This window comes from Dactylosporangium sp. NPDC051087, assembly GCF_055586325.1.
The window spans coordinates 39,117-54,564 of sequence record NZ_JBVJIJ010000038.1 but is presented as its reverse complement, the minus strand read 5'-3'; the positions used below and the strand labels follow the sequence as shown (position 1 = coordinate 54,564).

Genomic DNA, 15,448 nt, shown 5'->3' with positions numbered 1-15,448 from the left:
GGCGATGAAATCGATGACGACAGCGCCCGCGGCGCCGGGCGTGCCCGCCGACCGGTTGCAGGCGCGCGGCGTGACGATCGGCTACGAGGAACGGGTCGTGGCCACCGACCTCGACCTGACCGTGCCCGACGGCTCGTTCACCGTCATCATCGGCCCCAACGCCTGCGGCAAGTCCACCCTGCTGAAGGCCTTCGCCCGGCTCATCCGGCCGCGTACCGGCGGCGTCTGGCTCGACGGTCAGGCCATCGCCGGCTATCCCACCAAGCACGTGGCGCGGGAGCTCGGCCTGCTGCCGCAGACGTCGCTCGTGCCGGGCGGCATCACCGTCGGGGACCTGGTCGCCCGTGGCCGCTACCCGCACCAGAGCATGCTGCGCCAGTGGTCCCCGCACGACCAGCGGGTCGTCGCCGCCGCGATGGCTCGTACCGGCGTCGGCGAGCTCGCGCACCGCGTCGTGGACGAACTGTCCGGCGGGCAGCGGCAGCGCGTGTGGCTGGCCATGGTCCTCGCCCAGGAGACCTCGATCCTGCTGCTGGACGAGCCGACCACCTTCCTCGACATCGCCCACCAGGTCGAGGTGCTCAACCTGTGCGCGGACCTGCACGAGCAGGGCACGACGCTCGCCGTCGTCCTGCACGACATCAACCAGGCCTGCCGCTACGCCACCAACCTCGTCGTGATGCGCGACGGCCGGATCGTCGCGCACGGCGACCCGTCGAGCATCGTCACCGAGGCCCTCATCGCCGAGGTGTTCGGCCTGGACTGCCGGATCATCGCCGATCCGGAGGTCGGCACCCCGATCGTGGTGCCGGTCGCGCGTCCGGGCGATCCGCGCCGCCGTACCACGGGAAATTGACCAAGATCCTGGGGAGGACCCGGTCGTGTTCGACCACTTCATCTGGTCGGTGGCAGTGTGTCCGGTCGCCGTCGCCGTGGCGATCCGGTTCCTCGCCGACCGGCTGCGGCCCGACGCCGCCCTGCTCTTCTTCGTCGCCTCCATGGCGAGCACCGCACTCGCCTGCATGATCAACCTGACCATGTTCGCGTTGAAGGCCCTCGCCGAACTGCCCGTGGTGGCGGCCCTGCTCGGGGTCTCCGACGAGTTCGTCCGCGCCGACACGGCACACGTGCCCTGGGTCTCCTGGCTGTCGCTGACCATGCTGCTGACCGCCTTCGCCGGGATGGCGTGGACCTGGCGGGCGTACCGCCGCGACCTCGCCTTCGCGCGCCGCTTCGCGGACCTGCCCACCGAGGACGGCCAGCTGACGATCCTCGACGACCCACGACCGGAGGCCTTCTCGGTCCCCGCCGGTGCCGTCGGCCGCATCGTCGTCACCGCCGGCATGCGCGAAGCCCTGGACGACACCCAGTTCGCCGCGCTCCTCGCCCACGAACGCGCCCACCTGACGCGGCGACACCACCGGCTCGTGCAGGTCGTGCGGCTCTCGGCCGCGGTCCACCCGGTGTTCTGGTGGCTGGCCCGGCGCATGGACCACCTGGTCGAGCGGGCCGCCGACGAGCACGCGGCGACCGCGCTCGGCGACCGGACGGCGGTGGCCCGGGCCATCGCCGCGGCGGCCCTGGTCAGCACCGGCCCGAGGCGCGCGGTCGGCCTCCGGATGGCACCTACCGACCGCGACGTGCGGCAGGCGGGGACGGTCCCGCGGCGCGTCGCCTCCCTGATCGCCCCACGCAGCCGGCGATCGGCCCTGCTGGCCGTCGCGCCCGCGGCGGTCGCGGTCGGCTCGATGTTCTGGACGGGGGAGTGCGTCTACGACCTCGGCGAGCTGCTGCACGCCGCACGGCTCGAACGCCGATGACCTGACGGACGCCGTCAGTGCGGCTCGGAGTCGCGCAGCAGCCGGCGGAGCAGATCCTCGTCGCCGGGCCGCAACGCGTCGACGAAGCGCCGCAGCACCATCGCGTGGTCGTGCTCGGTGTCCAGCAGGGCGGTCATCCGTACCGCCGTCAGTGACGCGCCGTCGGTGAGCGGCGCGTACCGGAACGAGCGGCCCTCCCGATACCGGGCGACCATCTCCTTCTCGTACATCCGGGTCAGGATCGTCACGACGGTGCTGTAGGCCAGGCCCGGCCCGTCGGGAAAGCGGTCCAGGACCTCACGCGCCGTCAACGGACGGTCGGCGCCGACCAGGACGCGGAGGATCGCCGCTTCGAGCTCCCCGGGTCGCCGGCGACCCGGATGCTGATCTTCCGCCGACACGCTGAGAGCGTACCCCCATCAGCACCAATGCCATGATGAACGCTGTCACAGCGGTGATCCGTTCGGGCCGGGCCCGCTTGTGTTGTTGCCGCGCCGCTTGTCCGGCCGCCGCCTACGATCAGGCGATGATCGACGCAATGTTGTTCCGGCCCGATGCGTGGCGTCCGTTCGTGACCGCGCTGCGTAACAGCATGCCCCCCGAGGTAGGGGAGGTCGAGTTCCGCGGCACGGTGTCGCGGAGCGCGATCGGCGGTTCGATCGCCTACGACGGCGACCCCGGCGTCCTCGGGCTGGCGCAGGAGCGGGGTGAGCGGCCGACGGACATGCTCAGATCGCTGCGCGGCCTGACCGGCGGGCAGATCGTCGCGGTGCGCGGCGTCACGACCCGTTCCGGGGCGTCGGTGGTGAGCATCGTCCCCAGCACGCCGCAGGTTTCGTTCGGGATGGGCAGCGATCTGCTGGAGGACGTGCACCTGGTCGCCGGAGCGCATCCGGAGCCGTACCGCCGCGTGCCGGTCCGCTACGACGTGGCCGTCTCCGGCGGCGCCGACGCGGCCACGGTCACCGCGCTGGTCCGGCAGGGGCTGCCGGACGCGCGGCCGGCCGACCCGTCGGAGCTGGCCGCGGCGGAGGCGGACCTCGGTGTCGCGCTGCCCGATGACGTCCGGGCGCTCTACCTCGCCGCGGCCGAGGGCACTGTGGTCCTGCAGCCCGCCGACCGGACGCTTTTCCAGGGCTTGCGGATCGTGCCGCTGGCCGACGCCGCCGCCCGCGCCTACCTGGAGCCGCAGGCCCGGTACCTGTCCTGGAGGTACGGCGCGACCGAGGTCGTCGCGCCCGATCCGCACGGCCGGACGCAGCAGCTGGCGGCCTCACCGGCGTGGTTCGTGGTCGGCGAGGACGGCGGCGGCAACCTGTACGTCGTCGACCTCGCCCCCGGGCCGCAGGGGACGTTCGGGCAGGTGCTGTTCGTGGACCACGAGATGTCGTCCGGCGCCCGCTGGCTGGCGCCCTCGCTGACCGAGGTGCTCACCGAGCGGCCCACCACCCTGGCGAAGCTGGGTCCGGAAGGCGACCTGCTGGTGCGGGTCGGATCCCGCAGCGGCAAGACGCTCGCCGACGTCCAGCCGACGACGGAGGTGCTGTACATCAGCGCCGCGGCCGCGCCCGCCGACCTGTCGTCGCTGTCCGGTCACCGGCTGCGGACCCTGATCACCGAGTCCGCCGTCGTCGCCGACCTTTCCGCCGTCACCGGACTGCCCGCGCTGGAATACCTGCGGCTCGACGTCGCGGGCTGGCAACAGCTGCTGCGCGCCGGGCGGGTCCCGTCGACCCTGCTCGCCGCCGGTCTGAGTGGCCGTGCCGGCTGGACGGACACGGTCGAGGTGGTCAACGGTCTGCTCGCGGCGTGGAAACAGGAGCCGATCCAGGTCATCGACGTTCCGGTGCAGCTCTGACCGCCGGTCCGGGTCACGCGGCCAGGCCGAGGACGACCAGTCCGAGGCCGAGCGGCAGGTCCAGCGCCATGCACGCTTCCGCCAGCGAAGGGGACACGACCGCCTTGCGGTGATGGTGCACGGCGTCCCACCCGGCGTGCGCGGCCAGGACGAGCCCGGCCACGACCACGCCGGCGTCCGGGCCGAGCGCCAGCGCCGCGAGCGCGAGACCCCCGTACACGACGGCGGCGGCGCTCTGTGCGAGCAGCGGGCGGCGCGGGACGCCGATGATCAGGGCGACGACGACGAGGACCGCCGCGGTGACGCCCAGCAGGATCCACCGGCCGACGCCGGTGAGCTCTCCGACGGTGACGACGACGCTGCCCGCGGGCACGGCCACCCACGCCATCCACGGCCGGTGCAGCGCGGCGGCCGCGAGGTAGCACAGGCTGGCGACCCACACGCAGGTGACCACGGTGTCCCGGTCAGCGACAGTGAACAGCGCGGCGACCGCGATGGCCAGCCCGGCGGCGGCCGGCCAGCGACGGGTCAGGGTACGAACGGTTTCCATGCCGATCACTGTCGTCGCGCCGCGCACCGGTGGACAGGCGCACCTGACACCGCGGCAGAAATCCTGGCACTCCCGGCACGGAACCCTGGGTCAGGAGGCGGCGAGCGCCGCGGTCACCGCCCGGTACTGCGTCGGCGGCACCCCGTACTGCGCGACGAACGCCTGCCGGAACGTCTCCAGCGACGTGAACCCGCACCACCGGGCGACGATGCCGATCGGATGGCCGGTCGTGGCCAGCAGCCGGGCGGAGGTGTCCAGCCGGGTGCGGCGCACGAACTGGCCGGGTGGCATGCCGAGGTGCTCGACGAACAGCCGGTGCAGCTGCCGGGTGCTCACCCCGCAGTGCTTGGCCAGCACCGCGGTGCCGAGCGTGGTCGCCAGGTGCGCGGTGATGTACGCGACGGCCCGGCGGACCAGCACGTGATCCGGGTCGGGTGCGGTGAACACGCTCATCTGCGCCTGGTTGCCCGGCCGCTGCAGGTAGGTGACGAGGCCCTGCGCGACGGCACGCGCGAGGTCGGGCCCGCAGTCCTCGGTCACCAGCGCCAGCGTCAGGTCCAGGGCGCTGGTGACGCCGGCCGACGTGGCGACGCGCCCGTCACGGATGAAGATCGGCCGGGCGTCGACGTGCACGGAGGGGTACTGCCGGGCGAGCGCGTCGGCGTAGTGCCAGTGCGTGGTCGCCCGCCGGCCGTCGAGCAGCCCGGCGGCCGCGAGCACCGTGGCGCCGGTGCAGACCGAGGCGACCCGCCGGGAGAGTGCGGCCAGCCGCCGCACGTGCGCGACGATCGCCTGGTCCTCGGCGGCGGTCTCGTGGCCCCGGCCGCCGGACACGACCAGGGTGTCGATCGGCCCGGTCGCCCGCTGCAGCGACCCGTTGCTGTGCAGCTCCAGTCCGGAGTCGCACCGGATCGCCTGCCCGTTCGGAGAGATGACCTCCGTGCGGTACAGCGTCCGCCCGGCGATGCGGACCGCCATGTCGAGCGTGGAGGTGACACAGGCGATGTCGAGCAGCTCGGAGCCGTCGTACCCGACGACGACGACCCGCCGCGCAGCGTCGCCGCTCGATGAGTCCGCCATGCGCCTATCGTGTCAGATCGACCCGGAACGCTTCGGCGGCTGGGCGGGCCAGGTCCCGGGGGCGGGCGTCGCCGAATCGGCCCACAGCTTCCACCACTGCGAGTCGGGCACTTCGCCGGTCGCGGCCGCGAACGCGCGCATGGTCGCCACGGTGCGTTTCGAGGCGGTCAGGTCGGTCGCCCGGACCAGGTCCTCGAGCTGTTTGCGCCGCGCGAGCATCACCGCGCCGATGAGGTCCTTGCCGGATTCGGTCAGGCAGTGCCAGACCGGGCGCCGGTCGTCCTCCCGGTGCAGACGCTGGATCAAACCCCGCCGTACCAGCCGGTCGCACATCCTTGTCACGGTCGACGGCGCGACGTTGAGCTGGCGGGCGAGGTCGACGCTGCGTTGCGGGCCGCCGGAGGCCAGGATGACCAGTGTCCGGTACTGCTGCAGCGTCACGTCGGCATCGAGCGTGCTGAGGTTGCGGGCAGCGAGGGCGACCATCGCCCGGCTGACCGACAGCAGCGCGTCGACGAGCTCGTCGTCGGCCTCGTCGGGGGGAGCAGCAGGTCGTGCCATCCGACAATGGTGGCACGGGGGCGAATGTCCCGGCGGCACCGGAGGTACGGTGCCGTGCCGGTGTCGGCACGGCACCAGTTCGCCGGTTCAGGACGTGATGACGGCGCGGCCGTGATCACGAACCGCTGTGGCTATCTGACCGCGTGACGGTTCCGGCGCCCGAAGGTGCCGGCCACGATGGCCACGCCGACGGCGGCCAGCACCACCTGGATCAGCAGCTCCAGCCAGCTGAATCCGGACGTGTTCACCCCCACCGCCCGGGCGATGACCGTGCCGATCAGGGCGGCGATGATGCCGACGATCCAGGTCATCCAGATGGAGATGTTCTGCCTGCCGGGGACAACCAGCCGGCCGAGCGTGCCGACGATGATACCCACGATCAACGCGGTGATGATGCCGGAGATGGTCACGGTTCCTCCCTCGGGATTGATTCGGCTACCCCTACCTGTGCCCAGCGTTGCGCCGACCAGTCCGATCCCGTGCCGCTTGTTCTGCCGGCAGCGTGGTTGCGGGCGGACACCGGCCGGGATGACGCCTGCCCCTGTCCACCTGGCTACCAGGCCGGACGGAAGTCGGCAGTGGGTCGCCGGCCTATCGCCGCGCCAGGGAGCCGGCCGGCGGGTCGCGTCGCTCGACGACGATCGACAACCGTTGCACCGCGCGGATCAGACCGACCAGCTGCGCGAAGTCGACCGGCTTGCGGAAGAAGCGCTCGGCGGGCAGGCCGAAGTCCCGCAGCATCTGCTCCTCGACGGCGGACGCGGTCAGGACGACGACGTACAACTGCGCCAGCCGTGGATCGTTGATCACCTGGTCGAGCACCACCCGGCCGTCGACGCCGGGCAGATTCAGGTCCAGCAACAGCACATCCGGAGTCGGGGCATCCTGGTGCACGCCGCGCCGGGCCAGGTAGTCCAGGGCGTCCCGGCCGTTGCCGAGCACGGTCACCTCGTTGCGCAGCCGGTGCTCGCGGAACTCGTCGAGGGTGTACGCGACGTCGCCGGGGTCGTCCTCCACCAGGAGGATCCGGGCCAGCGGCAGCGACGTGCCCGGGTCCATCGGGTCGTCGACGTCGGCGCGCATCGGGTCCCGTGTCACTGGTGTCACTCCCTCGGCTTGGCGGCAATCTGCCGTCGCCGACCTGACGTCCCGGCACACCTGACCCTGGCAGGCCAGGGACAACTATTGCATCCACACAATATTCTGCACAGCATAGGGCATCGCCCGCCCGGTGCTGCGCTTACCGAAGCCGCGACCCGCCGGACGTCGGCAGCGGTGCCGCGCCGTCGACGGTGGCGGCGGCTGGCGATGGACGCGTCGCGGTGTCGTTGAGCGCGTCGAGGTATCGGGCGGCCCACCGGTGCGCGTCGTATTCGTGGAGCCGCCGCCGCATGGCACGCATCGCGATGCGGCGCCTGCCCGGGTCGCCGGGCTCGATCGCACTGAGGATGGTGGCCTTCAGGGCGTCGACGTCGAACGGGTTGACGGTCATCGCCTCGGGGAATCCGGCGGCGGTGCCCGACCCTTCGCTCAGCACGAGCGTGCCGGTGTTGTCGGTGCGGCAGGCCACGTACTCGTTCGCGTTGACGCTCATGCCGGCGCGCAGCGGTGTGGCGAGCATGACGTCGGCGGCCAGGTAGAACGCGACGAGCTCGCGTGGGTCCAGCGCCTGGTGCAGGAAATGCACCGCCGGTCGGGTGATCCAGCTGTACAGGCCGTTGATCTGGGCGACCTTCCGTTCGACCCGGCTCCACGCGTCCGGCCGGTCCAGGCCGTGTTGCCGGCCCGGCACGGCGACCTGGATGAGCAGCGTGGTGGTCGGGTCGAGGCGTCCGTCGGCGAGCAGTTCGTGGTAGGCGTCGAGGCGTTGTTCGATGCCGTTCGCCGGTCCGAGGTGGTCGACGGCAAGCAGGATCGTGCGCGGCCGGCCAAGTTCGGCGCGGATCTCGACGGACCGGCGCCGGGTCTGCGGATCCCGGGCCCGCCGTTCGAAGTCGGCGGCGTCGATGGAGGCGGGGAACACGCCGATCGATACCCGGCGGCCGTCGGGGTGCACCACGTCGGCGTCCATCCGGTATTCACCGAACTCCGTGACCGCCTGGCAGAAGTTGGCCGAGGACCGCCGGCTCTGGAAACCGACCAGGTCCGCGCCGAGCAACCCGCCGAGGATCTCGGCCCGCTGCGGCAGCTTCTCGAACAGCTCGACCGGTGGGAACGGTACGTGCAGGAAGAAGCCGATCAGCAGGTCCGGCCGCAGCACGCGCAGCATCGCGGGGACGAGCTGGAGGTGGTAGTCGTGCACCCAGACGGTCGCACCCGGTGCGGCGATGCCGGCGACGGCGTGGCTGTAGCGGTCGTTCACCCGCCGGTACGCCTGACGCCAACGGCGGTCGAACCGCGGCGGTTCCACACCGTCGTGGTACAGCGGTGCCAGCGAGGTCCCGCAGTGACCGCCGAGGTGGTCGGTGACGTCCGCGGCCGGCATCGGCACCGGTCGCAGGCTGATGCCGGCCCATCCGAACTGGCCGACCTCGCGGTCGTCGAGGCCGTGCCAGCCGATCCAGGTGCCGTGGCGGCGGGTGACGATCGGGCGCAGCGCGGCGTTCATGCCGCGGTGGTTCGGCCGCCACCGCACCAGTTCGTGCCCGTCCAGGATCGGGTCGGCCGGCAGGTGTTCGGTCACGACGACGAAGTCGTGCTTGGCCGCAGCCGGCATCGATTGGTCAGTTCCTTGTCTCGGGGAGGGCCACACGGTGCTCAAGCGGCACGGGTGCGGTCAGGCGGACATTCGCAGTGTCCGGTCGACGGCGGCGCTGGCGTTGCGCAGCACCACGTCGGTCCCGCCGTTGCGGGCGCTGCGACGGCATGCGTCGAGCGCACCGACCGTTGCGGTGTCGATGTAGGTGACCGATTGCAGGTCGATGCTCACGCGTGCGGGTCGCTGCTGGTCGACGATGTGGTTGATCGTGTCGCACAGGGACCCGATGGTGGTGTGTTCCACGGCGCCGCGGACGGTGATGACCACCGCTCCGCTGTGCTCGATGCTGGTGCTGACGGAGAAGTTCACCGCGCATCGGCCCGATCCTGCCGCTGCGTGAACAGGCGGCCGTCACAGGCGAGGGTGAAGTCTTTGCTGTCGAGACTGAGCGACGCTGGCAATCGTGACCCCCATCGGATCTTGTGGACAAGGGTCCACCCTGCGCGCGGCACATGGCGACCGTCCCGCGAATGGATGACAGTCCTATGACGAAGCCTCCGGCGGCCCGGCCGCGGCGCCGGTGACGTGCAGGACCCGGTCGACCCGGGCGAGTCGCATGGTCCGGGCGACCTTCGGCGAAAGACCGCGAAGCGTGAGCCGTCCGCCGTCGAGCCATACCTTGCGGTGCACGTCGACGAGCATTTCGATGCCCGCGGCCTCGACGTACGCGCAGGCGGTCATGTCGACCACGAGGTCTGCCGGCCGTAACGCGGCGGCGTCATCGAGCAGCGCCCGGACGCGGGGCGCTGCGGTGGCGTCGAGCGGTTCGGTGACCAGCACCTCGACCAGCCGCATCGACGGTGTCTGTGCTATCGGCTGCATGTCGTCTCCCTCCAGGGTCGTGCTGTCAGCGTCACCGCCCGGTTCGGCGAGCAGTCCTCGACCCTGTGACAATCGCGTGACATCTTCCGAGGCCGGACACGTCATGGAACCGTCACACTCCCGCTGGGACTTCTCCACATCAGCGGCACAGGGTGGTGCAGGTACCGGACATCATCCGGAACCCGTCGACGGCCGACCCGCACGCATTCGGATCGGAACCGGTACGGGCGCCACTGCCGTTGGAGGAGCCGCATGCAGACCGTCACATCGCCCGGGGCGGATCCCGTCGTGGAGATCGTCGTGACCGGCGCGTTGGACGCGCCCCCTGTGCGGGCAGCAGGGCCGGAGGAGGTCCTGCACGCCACCGACCGGCCACCTGGCTATCTGCCGCGGCACCGCAGGCCGCAGCCCGTCCTGCGTCCGGCCGGCCCGGCGATCGACGACCGCAGCGGAGGCTGACGTGAGAATCGGGTGGCAATGCGCCGCACTCGCTGGTCCTACGCACGGGCGCACACCGGCGGGAGACATGATGCGATGGTGACAGGCGTACTGGTGATCGAGGACGACGACCGGATCCGGCTGTCGCTGGCACTCGCCCTGGAGGATGAGGGTTACGTGGTCCGCACCGCCGCGAGCGCGGAGGAGGGCCTGGAGGCGCAGCGGGCCGAGCCCGCGGACACCGTCCTGGTCGATCTCATGCTGCCGGGGATGGACGGTTTCGACTGCGTGCGGGAGATGCGCCGCCGCGACGACGTGCCGATCGTCGTGGTGAGCGCCCGCGACGACACGCACGACATCGTCGCCGCGCTCGAGGCCGGCGCCGACGACTACCTGGTCAAGCCGGTGGCGGTGAAGGAGCTCTCCGCGCGGTTGCGGGCATTGCGGCGTCGCGGGCGTGCCGTGTCCGCCGCCGCGCCGGCGCTGGTGTTCGGCGACCTCGCGATCATGCCCGAGGCCGGCGAGGTGCGGGTGCAGGGTGCGCCGGTCGCGTTGACCCGCACCGAGTTCCGGTTGTTGTGCGAGCTCGCCGAGCATCCCGGCCTCGTGTTGTCGCGCCAGCAGCTGCTGCAGCGGGTCTGGGAGTACGAGATCGGTGACGAGCGCCTCGTCGACGTCCACATCGGGCGGCTGCGGCAGAAGATCGAGCACGATCCGCGGACGCCGCAGCGCCTCGTCACGGTCCGCGGCATGGGCTACAAGCTGCAACGATGAGACGCGCGGGACTTCGGACACGAGTGGTCGGCGGATTCGCCGTCGGCGCGCTGCTGCTGTCGGCGTCGATGGCGTTCGCGACGTACCAGGCGACCCGGCGCTACCTGCTGGAGGGGCGGGAGCGGGTGTCGGTGCGCGCGGCGTCGTACGACGCACGGATCCTGCGCGAGGGCGTCCTCACCGACCGGGTCGACGTCGCCGACCTGCTGCGCTCCCTGGACACCGGCGGAAACCGGCGGGCGATGCTGTACCGCGACGGCGGTTGGTTCGGCCGCGCCGCCGACGACGGCACCACGGAGGCGGTGCCGCAGAGCCTGCAACGCCTCGTCCAGCAAGGGCAGGCGGGCAAGCAGCTCGTCCGGGTCAACGGCGTTCCCGCAATCGTGGTCGGTGTGCCGCTGACGGACACGGTGGCGCTGTACGAGGTCGACCTGTTCCGTGAGCTGGACCAGACGTTGCGGACGCTGAGTTGGGTGCTCACGGTCGTGGCGGCGCTCACCGCCGGTGCGGGTGCCGGACTCGGCTGGTACGCCGCCCGCTACGTGGCCCGGCCGCTACGGTCGGTGGCCGGCGCGGCCAAGGAGATCGCCGCCGGCGACCTGCACACCCGGCTCGATCCCGCCGTCGAACCCGATCTCGCCCAGCTCACCACCTCGTTCAACGACATGGTCGACCGGCTGGCGCAGCGGCTGGAGCAGGACCGGAGGTTCGCCGCGGACGTCAGCCATGAGCTGCGCTCGCCACTGCAGACGCTCGCCGCGTCCGCCAGCGTCCTGGCCCGCCGGCGCGACCACCTCGACCAGCGCACCGCGCTGGCGGTCGGGCTGATCGTCGAGGAGGTCGACCGGTTCACGTCCCTCGTCGACGACCTGCTGGAACTGGCGAAGAGCGACCAGCCGGCCCAACGCGACGAGGTCGACGTCGTCGCGGTCGCGCAGCGTGCCTGCCAGGTACGCCAACTGTCGCCGGACCTCGTCGAGGCAGTCGGTGACCCACCGCACGTGTGGCTGGTGGACGGCCGGCGCATCGAACAGATCATCGGCAACCTGCTGGACAACGCCGCGCGGTACGGCGGAGGCGCCACCGCCGTGCGGGTCGGCGCGAGCGAAGGTGTGTGGTTCATCGAGGTCGACGACGAAGGTCCCGGTGTGAGCGCGGAGGACAAGGCGACGATCTTTGATCGGTTCGTCCGGGGGCGCGCGGCCGGCGCCCGCACCGACGACGACGGCACGGGCCTGGGCCTGGCACTGGTCGCGCAGCACGCCACCGCGCACGGCGGCCGGGCCGCGGCGCTGGACCGGCCCGGCGGCGGCGCGCGATTCCGGGTCGAACTGCTCGGGGAGTCGCGATGACCGCAACGGTTCGAGGCCTTGTCGTCGCGCTGGTGTCGGCGGTCGTGCTGGCCGGTTGCGGCGTGCCGACCGAGGACGACCCACGACCGGTCATGGTGAGCGGTCGGGGGAGCACTCCGTCCGTGGCGCAGACCGCCAGCCCGGCGCCCGGTGTACCGATCGAGTTGCTGTACCTGGTCCGTGACACCGGCCTGGTAGCGGTCCGGCGTCCGGCAGAGCGGATACCGGCGATCGACGAGCAACTGCGGGATCTGCTGGGCGGCCCGACGGCGGCCGAGCGGGAGGCCGGTTACACGAGCGCGTTGACCGGGATCACGGTCACCGGCATGGTGGAGGTCCGCGGCGGTGACGCGACGGTCGAGATCGGGAGCCGGTCCGAGGGCGGCGGTCGCAGCGACGAGGTCCTCGCCTATGGGCAGATCGTGTGCACCCTGACCAGCCGCGCCGACGTCGAGACCGTGTCCTTCCTGCACGACGGGCAGCCGCTGCGCGTGCCACGCGCTGACGCGTCCCTGGCGTACGGGCATCTCACGGCCGCCGACTACGCCGACCTCGTGCTGCCGTCATGACGCCGGTCTCGTCGCACAACTGTCACACGTCCGAGGGTTGTCCTCCATGCCGAGTGGCGAGGATCGCGGTGACGGCTCCGGGCGGGGGCCGCGCCGGGCGGTAAGGACCTTGGGAGGTGTCGACGTCATGCCGTTGATCGGCGGCCGGTACCGGCTGATCGCCGAGGTGGGTGCGGGCGGCATGGCGTCCGTGTGGCGGGCCGTCGACGTGCGGCTCGAACGGACCGTCGCGGTCAAGATGCTACTGCCGGAGCTCGCCGGCCCGGCCCGTGCCCGTGAACGGGCACAGGTCGAGGCCCGTGCCGCGGCCCGTCTCGTCCGGGCAACATCATCCTCACGCCGTCCCGGATGAAGGTCGTCGACTTCGGCCTCGCCGCCGAGCGCGGTCCCAGCCCGGTCACGGCATGACCGACGTCCGTTCGCTACGGTTCGACGCGGTCGTCAAGGACCCCGTGACATTGGGCATCTGGCGCTGTACCTCACGATGCTCACCGGCGCGCCGGGCCGGCGTCCGATCCACCTGCGCGTCGACCTCACCCACTGCCCGTCCGTCGACGCGGCCGGGATCGGTCTCCTCGTCGAGCTGCACCGCCGGCTGCGCGAGTCCGGCGGGCGGCTGACATTGCTCGGACCGTCGACGCGGATACGGCACCTGATGCAGTTGGCCGGAGCGGCAGCCCTGCCGGAGACGGCCGACGAAGCCGCACCGGCACCGGGTCCGCCGTCGTGGTAAGCGTCGCACGATCGTCACAGTTCCGATGGGCCACCGCCATGCGCTCCGGTGAGCATGGCGTGTGCGGGGCGGAACGGCGGCGTTCGCGGACCGCCCGTGACGGAAGGACGTGGCTCGTATGACGGTGCTGCACACCCAGGACGGCACGGATTTCAGCCTGGTGTGCGACGGCTGCGGGCTGGTCGTGGATCATCTGGGCGCCAGTCTGCATTCCTGGACATTGGCCTGGAGCCTGTTCAGCCGGCACGGCTGGATCGGTGCACCGGCGACCGGCGGACCGCACGGATGCCCTCGATGTGTACGGCTGGCGGGACGATCCGCGGGCGACGAGGAACCCGACCACCTCGGCGAGGTGACGTCGCCGCAGGAGCGGCTCGGCATTCTGTCGCAGGTTTCCGGCCGGATGAGGGTGGGGGAGGCGGAGGTGGGTAGCAGCCGCTGATAGACGACGCATGCCACGCAGCGGCTGATCGCTGGGGGGTGAACGCCGCGCGGACCCGTCTCCGGCGTCCACAGGTCCGACCGACCTCGCCGGGGAGCCCGACGGAGGAGGTGCGGAGCTGATGACGACGAGCGACAACCGCCGGGTGGTCGTCGTGACCGGTGCCAGCGGCGGGATCGGCCGTGCCAGCGCCCGCATGTTCGCGGGGCTCGGCGACGCAGTGGCGCTGGTGGCGCGGGGCACTGACGGCTTGACCGGTGCCGTGCAGGACGTGCGGGAAGCCGGCGGCCGGGCGTTTCCGGTCGAGGCCGACGTGGCAGACAACGCGGCGGTCCAGTCGGCCGCCGACCGCGTCGAGGCCGAACTGGGACCGATCGACGTCTGGGTCAACGCCGCGTTCTCGTCGGTGTTCGCGCCGTTCACGCAGGTGAGGCCGGAGGAGTTCCGGCGGGCGACCGACGTCACCTACCTCGGATACGTCAACGGCACCCGTGCTGCGCTGCGGCACATGCTGCCGCGGGACCGTGGCAGCATCGTGCAGGTCGGCTCGGCGCTGGCCTACCGCGGAATCCCGCTGCAGGCCGCGTACTGCGGCGCCAAGCACGCCGTGCAGGGCTTCACCGAAGCGGTGCGCTGCGAGCTGCTGCACGAGCGCAGCGGCGTCGGGATCACCATGGTGCAGATGCCTGCTGTCAACACGCCGCAGTTCGACTGGGTGCTGTCGCGGCTGCGGCGGCACCCGCAGCCGGTGCCGCCGATCTACCAGCCGGAGGTGGCGGCGCGCGCCGTGGTGTACGCGGCCGCGCACCCGGGACGCCGCGAGTACTGGGTCGGCGCGTCCACGGTCGGCACGGTGGTCGCCAACAAGGTCGCGCCGGGAGTCCTCGACCGGTACCTCGCCCGCACCGGCTACCGCTCGCAGCAGACCGGCGAGGCCGCGTCCGAGCTTCCGCCGAATCTGTGGCGGCCCGCCGACGACGCGCCCGGCACCGATCAGGGCGCCCATGGCTCGTTCGACGACCGCGCGCATGCCCGCAGCCCGCAGCTGTGGGCGTCGCAGCACCACGGCCTGCTCGGTGGCCTGCTCGCCGGTGCCGCAGTGGCCGGCGTCGCCGGCTGGGTCGTGGCACAGCGGCGCTGACCGGCACGCACCGATGGCGGGCGCATCCGACAACCCGTCGGCGTGGCCTCGGCGGGCTGCGGTGGCGGTGCTGGCCTTCGCCGGCATGGTGATCTCGCTGCGCCTGGCGTACTTCCAGTACGGCCTGGTGCCGGCGCCGTGGGACCCGTGGTTCGGCGACGGCAGCGCCCTGGTGCTCGACTCGGCGTTCTCGAAAGCGCTCCCGGTGCGTGACGCGGCGCTGGGGGCCGCGGCGTACCTGACGGAGCTCGTGCTCGAACTGTCCGGCGGGACCCGCCGGTGGCGGCGCAGGCCGTGGCTGGTGCTGCTGCTCGGGGTGGTCGTCGTCGCCATGGCGCTGACGGCGCTGGCGCTGGTGGCGTTGCAGGCGCTGGTGATCGGGGCCTTCTGCACGCTGTGCCTGGTTTCGGCGGCCATCTCGCTGATCGTGCCACTGCTCGCCGCCGAGGAACTGGCGGCGACGTGGCGGCACGTGCGCCGCAGCCGCAGGCACGGGCCGTCCTGGACGGCCGCGCTGCGAGGAGGTACCGCCGGGCACTGAGCCCCGGCG

The 15,448-nt window shown here is 72.0% G+C and carries 21 protein-coding genes; 12 read left to right on the top strand and 9 right to left on the bottom strand.

Going from position 1 to position 15,448, the window contains the following annotated elements; genetic code table 11:
* The first annotated feature begins 13 nt into the window (after positions 1–13).
* Positions 14–856 (top strand): ABC transporter ATP-binding protein, encoded by an 843-nt coding sequence (locus tag ACZ6TV_RS47645; RefSeq protein ID WP_465306945.1) that lies wholly within the window; start codon positions 14–16, stop codon positions 854–856.
* 25 nt (positions 857–881) lie between these two features.
* A complete protein-coding gene (locus ACZ6TV_RS47640; protein WP_465306943.1) occupies positions 882–1,820 on the top strand; it encodes a M56 family metallopeptidase in 939 nt (312 codons plus the stop codon).
* 14 nt (positions 1,821–1,834) lie between these two features.
* On the opposite strand, the gene ACZ6TV_RS47635 is transcribed toward ACZ6TV_RS47640, so the two are convergent.
* On the bottom strand, positions 1,835–2,221 hold the full coding sequence (locus ACZ6TV_RS47635) for a BlaI/MecI/CopY family transcriptional regulator (protein WP_465306941.1): 387 nt from the start codon (positions 2,219–2,221) through the stop codon (positions 1,835–1,837).
* A gap of 125 nt (positions 2,222–2,346) precedes the next feature.
* Here ACZ6TV_RS47635 and ACZ6TV_RS47630 point away from each other — a divergent pair, with 125 nt between their 5' ends.
* Positions 2,347–3,678 (top strand): SMI1/KNR4 family protein, encoded by a 1,332-nt coding sequence (locus ACZ6TV_RS47630; protein WP_465306939.1) that lies wholly within the window; start codon positions 2,347–2,349, stop codon positions 3,676–3,678.
* 13 nt (positions 3,679–3,691) lie between these two features.
* Here the strand turns inward: ACZ6TV_RS47630 and ACZ6TV_RS47625 are convergent, their stop codons facing one another.
* From ACZ6TV_RS47625 to ACZ6TV_RS47590, 8 genes are all read right to left on the bottom strand, one after another.
* Positions 3,692–4,228 carry a hypothetical protein gene (locus ACZ6TV_RS47625; protein ID WP_465306937.1) on the bottom strand — a complete coding sequence of 179 codons (537 nt, stop codon included), beginning with the start codon at positions 4,226–4,228 and terminating at the stop codon, positions 3,692–3,694.
* Between the two features lie 90 nt (positions 4,229–4,318).
* The gene (locus tag ACZ6TV_RS47620; protein ID WP_465306935.1) at positions 4,319–5,308 is read right to left on the bottom strand and encodes a GlxA family transcriptional regulator; all 990 of its coding nucleotides are present in this window, start codon (positions 5,306–5,308) and stop codon (positions 4,319–4,321) included.
* 12 nt (positions 5,309–5,320) lie between these two features.
* Positions 5,321–5,869 carry a MarR family winged helix-turn-helix transcriptional regulator gene (locus ACZ6TV_RS47615; RefSeq protein ID WP_465306933.1) on the bottom strand — a complete coding sequence of 183 codons (549 nt, stop codon included), beginning with the start codon at positions 5,867–5,869 and terminating at the stop codon, positions 5,321–5,323.
* Positions 5,870–6,000: 131 nt separating this feature from the next.
* Entirely contained in the window at positions 6,001–6,279 is a 279-nt protein-coding gene (locus tag ACZ6TV_RS47610) for a GlsB/YeaQ/YmgE family stress response membrane protein (protein ID WP_465306931.1), read from the bottom strand.
* A 181-nt stretch (positions 6,280–6,460) separates the two neighbouring features.
* Entirely contained in the window at positions 6,461–6,967 is a 507-nt protein-coding gene (locus ACZ6TV_RS47605; protein WP_465306929.1) for a response regulator, read from the bottom strand.
* A 142-nt stretch (positions 6,968–7,109) separates the two neighbouring features.
* Positions 7,110–8,585: an alpha,alpha-trehalose-phosphate synthase (UDP-forming) gene (locus ACZ6TV_RS47600; protein ID WP_465306927.1), complete on the bottom strand. Its 1,476-nt coding sequence runs from the start codon at positions 8,583–8,585 to the stop codon at positions 7,110–7,112.
* A 60-nt stretch (positions 8,586–8,645) separates the two neighbouring features.
* The gene (locus tag ACZ6TV_RS47595; protein WP_465306925.1) at positions 8,646–8,936 is read right to left on the bottom strand and encodes an STAS domain-containing protein; all 291 of its coding nucleotides are present in this window, start codon (positions 8,934–8,936) and stop codon (positions 8,646–8,648) included.
* A 174-nt stretch (positions 8,937–9,110) separates the two neighbouring features.
* Positions 9,111–9,449: an STAS domain-containing protein gene (locus tag ACZ6TV_RS47590; RefSeq protein WP_465306923.1), complete on the bottom strand. Its 339-nt coding sequence runs from the start codon at positions 9,447–9,449 to the stop codon at positions 9,111–9,113.
* Between the two features lie 252 nt (positions 9,450–9,701).
* On the opposite strand from ACZ6TV_RS47590, the gene ACZ6TV_RS47585 reads away from it, so the two are divergent.
* From ACZ6TV_RS47585 to ACZ6TV_RS47545, 9 genes are all read left to right on the top strand, one after another.
* Positions 9,702–9,908: a hypothetical protein gene (locus ACZ6TV_RS47585; protein WP_465306921.1), complete on the top strand. Its 207-nt coding sequence runs from the start codon at positions 9,702–9,704 to the stop codon at positions 9,906–9,908.
* Between the two features lie 78 nt (positions 9,909–9,986).
* Entirely contained in the window at positions 9,987–10,661 is a 675-nt protein-coding gene (locus tag ACZ6TV_RS47580; RefSeq protein ID WP_465306919.1) for a response regulator transcription factor, read from the top strand.
* The gene (locus ACZ6TV_RS47575; RefSeq protein WP_465306917.1) at positions 10,658–12,013 is read left to right on the top strand and encodes a sensor histidine kinase; all 1,356 of its coding nucleotides are present in this window, start codon (positions 10,658–10,660) and stop codon (positions 12,011–12,013) included. Before ACZ6TV_RS47580 ends, ACZ6TV_RS47575 begins: the two co-directional genes overlap by 4 nt.
* A complete protein-coding gene (locus ACZ6TV_RS47570) occupies positions 12,010–12,582 on the top strand; it encodes a GerMN domain-containing protein (protein WP_465306915.1) in 573 nt (190 codons plus the stop codon). The genes ACZ6TV_RS47575 and ACZ6TV_RS47570 overlap by 4 nt, the downstream gene beginning before the upstream one ends.
* A gap of 127 nt (positions 12,583–12,709) precedes the next feature.
* The gene (locus ACZ6TV_RS47565; protein ID WP_465306913.1) at positions 12,710–12,934 is read left to right on the top strand and encodes a hypothetical protein; all 225 of its coding nucleotides are present in this window, start codon (positions 12,710–12,712) and stop codon (positions 12,932–12,934) included.
* A gap of 132 nt (positions 12,935–13,066) precedes the next feature.
* The gene (locus tag ACZ6TV_RS47560) at positions 13,067–13,315 is read left to right on the top strand and encodes an STAS domain-containing protein (protein ID WP_465306911.1); all 249 of its coding nucleotides are present in this window, start codon (positions 13,067–13,069) and stop codon (positions 13,313–13,315) included.
* Positions 13,316–13,433: 118 nt separating this feature from the next.
* Complete coding sequence (locus tag ACZ6TV_RS47555; RefSeq protein WP_465306909.1) at positions 13,434–13,757, top strand: hypothetical protein; 324 nt, start codon at positions 13,434–13,436, stop codon at positions 13,755–13,757.
* A 121-nt stretch (positions 13,758–13,878) separates the two neighbouring features.
* Positions 13,879–14,898 (top strand): SDR family oxidoreductase, encoded by a 1,020-nt coding sequence (locus ACZ6TV_RS47550; RefSeq protein ID WP_465306907.1) that lies wholly within the window; start codon positions 13,879–13,881, stop codon positions 14,896–14,898.
* Between the two features lie 61 nt (positions 14,899–14,959).
* Positions 14,960–15,439, top strand: a complete 480-nt coding sequence (locus ACZ6TV_RS47545; RefSeq protein WP_465306905.1) for a vitamin K epoxide reductase family protein — start codon at positions 14,960–14,962, stop codon at positions 15,437–15,439.
* Positions 15,440–15,448 lie beyond the last annotated feature (9 nt).